The sequence below is a fragment of the uncultured Phenylobacterium sp. genome (genome assembly GCF_902826855.1).
Taxonomy (GTDB): domain Bacteria; phylum Pseudomonadota; class Alphaproteobacteria; order Caulobacterales; family Caulobacteraceae; genus Phenylobacterium.
The window spans coordinates 1-6,917 of record NZ_CADEGK010000220.1 but is presented as its reverse complement, the minus strand read 5'-3'; the positions used below and the strand labels follow the sequence as shown (position 1 = coordinate 6,917).

Annotated in this window: 7 protein-coding genes; 1 reads left to right on the top strand and 6 read right to left on the bottom strand. The window is 66.9% G+C overall.

The window, feature by feature from the left end:
- Window positions 1-203 precede the first annotated feature (203 nt).
- From QZV94_RS21370 to QZV94_RS21345, 6 genes are all read right to left on the bottom strand, one after another.
- Window positions 204-374 (bottom strand): hypothetical protein, encoded by a 171-nt coding sequence (locus QZV94_RS21370; protein ID WP_293681695.1) that lies wholly within the window; start codon window positions 372-374, stop codon window positions 204-206.
- A 312-nt stretch (window positions 375-686) separates the two neighbouring features.
- Window positions 687-989: a CcdB family protein gene (locus tag QZV94_RS21365; protein WP_293681692.1), complete on the bottom strand. Its 303-nt coding sequence runs from the start codon at window positions 987-989 to the stop codon at window positions 687-689.
- Window positions 989-1,234: a type II toxin-antitoxin system CcdA family antitoxin gene (locus QZV94_RS21360; protein ID WP_293681689.1), complete on the bottom strand. Its 246-nt coding sequence runs from the start codon at window positions 1,232-1,234 to the stop codon at window positions 989-991. The genes QZV94_RS21365 and QZV94_RS21360 overlap by 1 nt, the downstream gene beginning before the upstream one ends.
- A gap of 65 nt (window positions 1,235-1,299) precedes the next feature.
- Window positions 1,300-1,875 (bottom strand): hypothetical protein, encoded by a 576-nt coding sequence (locus QZV94_RS21355; protein ID WP_293681686.1) that lies wholly within the window; start codon window positions 1,873-1,875, stop codon window positions 1,300-1,302.
- A 148-nt stretch (window positions 1,876-2,023) separates the two neighbouring features.
- On the bottom strand, window positions 2,024-2,974 hold the full coding sequence (locus QZV94_RS21350) for a hypothetical protein (RefSeq protein ID WP_293681683.1): 951 nt from the start codon (window positions 2,972-2,974) through the stop codon (window positions 2,024-2,026).
- A 288-nt stretch (window positions 2,975-3,262) separates the two neighbouring features.
- Window positions 3,263-5,251, bottom strand: a complete 1,989-nt coding sequence (locus tag QZV94_RS21345) for a S9 family peptidase (RefSeq protein ID WP_293681680.1) — start codon at window positions 5,249-5,251, stop codon at window positions 3,263-3,265.
- A gap of 463 nt (window positions 5,252-5,714) precedes the next feature.
- Here QZV94_RS21345 and QZV94_RS21340 point away from each other — a divergent pair.
- A partial coding sequence (locus QZV94_RS21340) for a histidine kinase dimerization/phospho-acceptor domain-containing protein (RefSeq protein WP_293681677.1) occupies window positions 5,715-6,917 on the top strand: 1,203 nt, incomplete at its 3' end.

Here is a 6,917-nt window from a genome sequence, read left to right as displayed (position 1 = left end):
AAATATAATGGTCAGGACAGCGAAATCAGCGCCTTACTTGGGAAATGTGGGTTCATTGGTTGCGGTCAGGCGTAGCGCAGTGGTTCGACGCTCGCCACCTTCACTCCGCGTCATGCAGGGCTCAGCGTCGGCGCGCGCGCGATGTCGGGTCCCCCGAGGGGGACGTCAGACCTGCCTAGTCCCTGACGGACCCTGGTCAGGCGCTACTGCATCCACTTCGGGTCGGTCGAGCCGGTGGTGAGGATCCCGTAGATAAGTCCGATCGCCAGCAGCACGATCGCCGCGACCATGATGACGCCGACTATACCCTCGAAGCGCTCGGCCAGATGTTTCGGCTTGTGGTGACGAACTTCCGTTTGCGGATCGGTATGCATGACACTTCCTCGCAGTTCTGTTGCAGAGGCTGAAGGCCTCCCGCCAGGCTGCGGCAGACGCCAGGGGCGTCCCCGGAAGTCGCTCCAAGGAGCGTATGTCTTAGGCCGCCGGGGGCGCCCTTGCCGCCTGTCTCAGTCAGGCGATTTGTGGATTTTGCGCCTGAGAGGCGAGTGGGTCAACCAACAAGCGCGAGCTTAAACCTTTGATGACTCGCGGCTTTTGCGAGCGCCTCGCAGTCGCGCAATTCGTGCGCTGCGCCCGTATGAGGGCCGCCCCTCGTGGCGGCGCACGCGGCGTGCACGCTCGGCGCGTCAGACGCCCTCGAATAACACGCCCAGCGCGCTGCTTACTGCGTAGGCCTCGAGCTCGGTCAGCATCCTGAGTGGCTGGTGGCCGAGTTCGCGAAGCGGAACCGCTGCCATCTGCAGGGGCAGCAGCATGAACGACCGTCCCTCGATCTCGAAGTTGGGCGTCAGCCGTCCAGGCTGTGCGCCCGTCACGTCCTGCGCCGCAAGGAGCGGCACGACCACGCGCGTGGTCGTCGGATTGAGCAGATCGGACTGAACATCGACGACGAGGGTCCCACTCGGCAACCTGTAGACGCCGTTTTTCATCAGAACTGTCGGTACTGGCCCAGGAGCAGGCCATCCTGCTCCACCTTCGCATTGTACCAATCGAGGAAGGCGCGGTTTTCCGCCTGCCAGCGACGCGATCGTTCGGCCGCGACGGCCGCTTCCAGCCCGCTCTCGCAGGCGCGTGACAAGTTCAGGCCGAGAGCCTTGGCTTCTTCCACCAGCGCCCCCGGAAGTGTCAGATTCAAACGCTGGCGATGGGTCACATGCGTATCAGGCATGCGCATATAGTACGCGCATAACCCGCACGTGTCATCTCCGGGTGGGCGGGCGCCGTGGGCGTTCCGCAACCTCAGCCGGACCGGAGGGGCGGGCGGCGGGCCAGGTCGATGACGGCCGCGCCGGCCAGGAGGCTGCGTCTCGGGTCAGGCGGCGGGCGGTCCTGAGCGGGGCGCAGGGGAAAGGGTCGGCGGCCACCGGCGATCGCTGCGCAGCGGGCGCGGTAGGCGCTGGCCTGCGGTTCGGGGAGCGAGGCGGCGGCGCGGTCCAGGCCGCGGGCGATAACGGCGATCTGGCTCGGCAGGTCGCCCGACGGCAGCCGGTCGAAGAGCGGTTCGTAGATGTCGAGGCGCTCAGCCCGCTCGGGGCGCTCCTCGACAAAGGTCTCCTCGCGTTCGACGTCGGGCGCCGTGGCGGCGACGTCAAGCGCGGCAGGAACCAGCGGCTCGCCGCGACGCAGGCGCATGCCCAGCGCAACGGACATGCGCACACAGCGGCCGACCTTGGTGAAGGCTTCGGCGAGGCGGATCAGGGCGTCGGTGTCCTCGGTCGCCGCGACCTTGGCCTGGAGGTCACGGGCGACGGCGAGGCTGAGCTGGGCGAGTTCGCCCAGCATCTGGTCGGCGGCGATGTCAGCGTCCAGGTTCATCGGAACAAAGATAGAACATTGAAGCGACACTGTCAAACCTGGATCGCGCCGATTTCGGCCGCGCCGGCGCAACCGATGGAGCGTCTCTGTTGGCGGACTTTGGCTTTGGCGTTTGCGTGATCGGTCGGCCCACGGACGACGCGAAATCCTATTTCCCCGCCAGCGCCGCCTTCACCAGGGTGGCGTTGTAGGACTTGTAAGCGTCGCGAACGAGGCCTTCCCAGGCGGCGAGGTTGACCACCACCGCATCGCCCCGGGCGGCGTTGTCGCCGAAGGCGGATGTGGGCGCCACCGTCGCGCCGCCGGCCACGTCGTCGGCGAAGGGGGCGGCAGATCCATAGTCGCCTTCCGGGCGGGCGTAGAAGGGGAAGACGCTTTTCCCGCGGTTGTAGACCTTGGCGAAAAACATACCCGACGCCACGCCGCGGATGGTGAAGGCCGCGCCGCCGCTGGTGGTCGCGCTGGTGCGGCGGCTGTTGGACTGGACCCCGGCCTGCATGGCGGCGAAGTCGACCACCAGGGTGGGGATGACCACCATGGCGCCGTCCGGCTGTCCCTTGGCCACCGTTTCAGCCGCCTTGGCCGCGGCTGCCGCGCCGGGGCCGCCGCCAAGCACCGACTTGAATGCGCCCAGCATGGGTGCGGCGGTGGCGCCGACCGTGGCGTAGCTCTGGCGTAGGCTCTGGTTGACGGTGATGCCGCCGGTCGCCTTGACGAGGTCGAGATTGCCGGGCTGCAGCGCAACGCCGCTGGCCTTGAGCGCGTCCTGGCTAGCCTCGTCGCCGGCGACGGGGATCCCGGCGGCGGTGAACTGGGCGCGAAGGTCGGCATGGGCCTCGTCGGCCATCTTGCGCATGGCGGCCTCGTCGACGCCGAACAGCACCTTGTTCAGGCGCGACGCGGCGCCGCCGCCGACCGCGGTCGCCTGGTTGGCGGTGATGACGGTGAAGTTGTAGCTGGGCAGCACAACCGAGGTGAACCCCTTGAAGTAGCCCTTGTTATGATTGGCCATCTTGATCGGGAAGGTCTGGGCCTGGGCGGCCGGCGCCGCGACGGCGAGAACGATGGCGAACGACACCGCCCGAACAAGCTTAAGCATTTGATTCCCCACTGCTGAGCTCTGATTATCGTCTCTCTGCGAAGGCGTCGTCACCCAAACGGGGTGCTCTTTGAGCGGCCCGCGAGACCTGATGCCACAGGAGGGAAGGCCTAGCGGCCCAAACGCCAGAGACCCGACAGCCATTTGTGCGCCGACAGGCGAGGCGCTCAGGCTACGTACCCACAAGCAGACGCTCAGAATGTCCTAGAAGGGTGGAAAACGGACGCCCGGCTTTGCGCGACCCGTGCGCGACAGCGACCATTTGGGGTTGGAAGTGGACGTAGGCGCCTACGGAGCCCGAGGCGTCGATGGGAGGCCCAGCTTGGCTTGGAGGAAGGTCGCGATGGCGCGGTACATGTGCACCCGGTTGGCGCGCTTGACGACGCTGTGGCCCTCGTCCGGGAAGCGAAGGTAGACCACTTCCCCGCCGGCGGCCCGGATGGCGGTGACCAACCGGTCACTCTCAGTCACCGGGTCGCGCGGGTCGTTGGCGCCGTGCTCGACCAACACAGGTGTCTTGATCTTCGCGGCATTGCTGATCGGCGAGATACTAGCGAAGAACGCTCGGTCCTTCGGATCGGTGATGTCCCCGTATTCAACTCGGTCGCCTGACTTCAGAGAGGGTGAGGCCTCTTCCAGCGCCTTCACCCAGTCCGAGACGCCCACCAGCGAGAAGGCGGCCTTGAACAAGCCCGGATGGGCGCCCAGCACCGCGTTGGTGAGATAACCGCCGTACGAGCCACCGCCGACCGCCAGGCGGGACTTGTCAGCGCGGCCACTCGCAGCAAGCCATTCAACAGCGTCGACAAGATCGTCGATCTCTTTGGTACGCAGCCGTTTGTCGTTCAGCCGCTCGAAGGCCTTTCCGGACCCGGTGGAGCCCCGATAGTTGAGGTCAAAGACCGCAATGCCCCGCGACACGTAATACTGCACGTCGGCCGCATAGCCTCCGGCCGCATGAGAGCTGGGTCCTCCATGCAGCTTGAGGAGGAGCGGGGGCGCGCCGGCGACACCCTTCGGTCGGTAGTGGAGGCCAGACAGTAGGACGCCGTCACGCGCATTGAAGGTCAAGCGCTCGGGCTCAGCCATGATGCTCGGATCGAGGCCGGCCCAGGTGGTCTCCAGCACCTTGGTGGCCAAGCCGGTTGTCAGGTTGACTGAAAACAGCTCGCCGACCGAGGCCGGGCTATTGGTGCGCACGCCCAGCACTGGCGCAGCGGCAGCCAAAGCGATGTCGTGCGACCCCTTAGGAAAGGCAGGCAAAGGCACGAGCTTGCCTGTTGAGAGGTCCCGGAGCCGGATATCGGTCACTCCGCCGCGGTCCTCGGTCCAGGCAAGCCAGCGCCCGTCTCGGCTGAACTCCATCTGAGTGATATCGGCGTCTGGCGTCTCGACATATCTCAGCTTGCCGCTCGCCACGTCGTAGACGGCAACGCCCGTGAAGTCGTGACCATTGTCCGTTCGCAGGTAAAAGCCTGAACCATCGGGCAGCCAGCGGAGGTCCTTGTGCTGGGCGCCGTCTTTCGGTTTTAGCAGCGTCCGGAAGGCGCCGCTTTCCACGTTCAGCAAATGAATGTCAGCGCCGGGCCCACGGGTTTCGCTGACCAGCACCTCTGGAGCGCCCGGCCGCCAGGCCCGCGGATACATCCCAAAGCTGCCCTGATGCACCAACTTCGGAAGGGCGCCCTTCAGGTCGGTGACGTAGATGTCGAAGTCACTCCCGTTGCGCTCGGTGCTGGCGAAGGCGAGCTGGCCGTTGGCTGAGATGTCGCCGTAAGCCTTGAAGCTGTTGGTCTTGCCGACCAGCACGGTCTCGCGGGCACCGTCCGGGGAGAGAAGGGTGAAGCCGGGCCTCTCATCGCCACCGGTGTCGGCCACATAGACCAGGCCAGAACCGTCAGGCGTCCAAGTCAGGCCGTCGATGCCCTCGCCGAAGGTGAGCTGGCGCGGAGCACCGCCCGACGCGGAGACAATCCACACCTGGGGCTCGCCGGTGACAGTGGCGCTATAGGCGATCCACTTGCCGTCCGGCGAAATCTCGGCTTGGCCCGCGCCCCGGACCAGCAGGAAGCGGGTGATGTCTGGATTGCCCTGGCCCGCGGGTCCGAGTTCGACCGGGCCGGGCTTGGGAATGTCAGTCAAGTGAGGCCAAGCCTGCGTCTCGGCGTAGGCCGCCGAAGCGAGCAGCGCCACTAGCACGGCACCGTACATCCAACGCAACACCATCGAAGACCCCCAAACACCCGCTTCGGACAGTGCTGGAGCATGAGCAGGCATGCAAGAAGCACCCGGCAGACCTCAACGTCTGCGTTCGACCCCCAGCGGTCGTTGACCGCGGACGTCCGCAACGGGTCGGAAGCGGACGCCGGGTCGAGATCGACAAGCTGACATTCGGTCCCACGTCCAGGAGCGGACGCCGTGAACGTCCGCGAAGGGTGGATTTCGCAAATTGCCGCCGACCCCGGATTAGCGGCTGAGCGCCGACAGCAGACCCTCAGCCATCTCTCGCGAGCGGACCTTCGCGTCGGGCCTGACTTCCGCTTCGACCCCTGGGGCTGCCCCCGTGCTTCTACGTGGCCCGTCCAATCCTTAGGATTTCGGCAAGCTCGCCGGCGCGACGTCCGTCGCGCCCGCATCCGTATCGGTGGGCCATTTGCAGGGTTCGACGATGCAGGCGAGGAAGGTCTTTGCCATCGACGGGAGTGACGGGCTTCCGCGCGCTCCCTCAGGTCATTTGCTCATGCGGGCGCGCGAGGGCGGGACGACGGAACGGAAGACCCTGAGCATCGCGGGAGGCCAAGCGGCCGTCCGGCGGCTCGTCGCCCTCTGCGCCGTCCTGGTGGCTCTGCTGCTGATGGGCGTCGCCGCCATGCTGGCGGCAGGTTCGCAGGCGTTGGACGACCTGCAGGCGCGTGAGGACCGGGCCCTGGTCCAGAGCGTTCTGCAGAGATCTCTGTCGCGGATCGTCAGCGACATGACCACGGTCACGGTCTGGGACCAGGCAGATCGCGAACTCAAGCCGGGCGGCGATATCGCGTGGGCCGACGCCGAGATCGGCAGCTACTTGACCAACAATCGAGGCCATGAGCGCTCGGTGGCGATCGATCGCGGCGGAACACCCTTCTACGCCTGGGCGGGTCCGGCGCGCGCCGACCCACGCAAGCAAGGTCCGTTCCTGGCGGCGGCGGCGCCCGTAATCCGGCAGGCGCGCGCCCTTGAGCTCCGGCGGCGCGCCTTGCCGCCCCTGAAGGTCGGGCCGACCGACCCGCTGCTGGCGGAGACGGGCTCGGGGATCGTGATGTTCAACGGCGCGCCCTATCTGGTGGCCGCCTCGACCGTGAGGCCGGAAAACGCCGCGGCGGCGCGCGCGCCTGGCCCATCCGTCCTGCTGTTGTCCGCGCAACGGTTGGACCGAAGCATGGTCGTCACAATGCGGCAGTTGCAGCTGAAGGGCCCCCGCTTCGAGGCCATTCTCGGCTCGTCGCCTGGGACGTTGCCGCTGATCGACGCCGCCGGTCGACCCATCGGGCGGCTCGCTTGGCGGCCGGAACACACCGGGCTGCGGGTCCTGAATGACGCCGCCCCGATGCTGGCGCTGGGCTTCCTGGTGTTCGCCGGGCTGGCCGGTGCGCTGGGCCTGCAGATCTGGCGCGTGGCGCGTCGGCTGCACGAACACGAGCGTGCGCACGACGAGATCCAGTGGCGGCTGGAGGAGGCGCGCGACCGGGCCGAGGCGGCCAACGTCGCCAAGAGCCAATTCCTGGCCAACATGAGCCACGAGATCCGCACGCCGCTGAACGGCGTCTTGGGCATGGCGCAGGTGCTGGCGCGCAGCCGGCTTGCCCCTGGCGACAAGGAAAAGCTGGACGTCATCCGTTCGTCCGGCGAGTCGCTGCTGGGCATCCTCAACGACCTCCTCGACCTGTCGAAGATCGAGGCCGGG

Excerpts from the sequence above, each read along its gene's own strand:
- QZV94_RS21370 (WP_293681695.1), bottom strand. The coding sequence starts at position 374 with ATGCATACCGATCCGCAAACGGAAGTTCGTCACCACAAGCCGAAACAT.
- QZV94_RS21365 (WP_293681692.1), bottom strand. The coding sequence starts at position 989 with ATGAAAAACGGCGTCTACAGGTTGCCGAGTGGGACCCTCGTCGTCGAT.
- QZV94_RS21360 (WP_293681689.1), bottom strand. The coding sequence starts at position 1,234 with ATGCGCATGCCTGATACGCATGTGACCCATCGCCAGCGTTTGAATCTG.
- QZV94_RS21355 (WP_293681686.1), bottom strand. The coding sequence starts at position 1,875 with ATGAACCTGGACGCTGACATCGCCGCCGACCAGATGCTGGGCGAACTC.
- QZV94_RS21350 (WP_293681683.1), bottom strand. The coding sequence starts at position 2,974 with ATGCTTAAGCTTGTTCGGGCGGTGTCGTTCGCCATCGTTCTCGCCGTC.
- QZV94_RS21345 (WP_293681680.1), bottom strand. The coding sequence starts at position 5,251 with ATGCCTGCTCATGCTCCAGCACTGTCCGAAGCGGGTGTTTGGGGGTCT.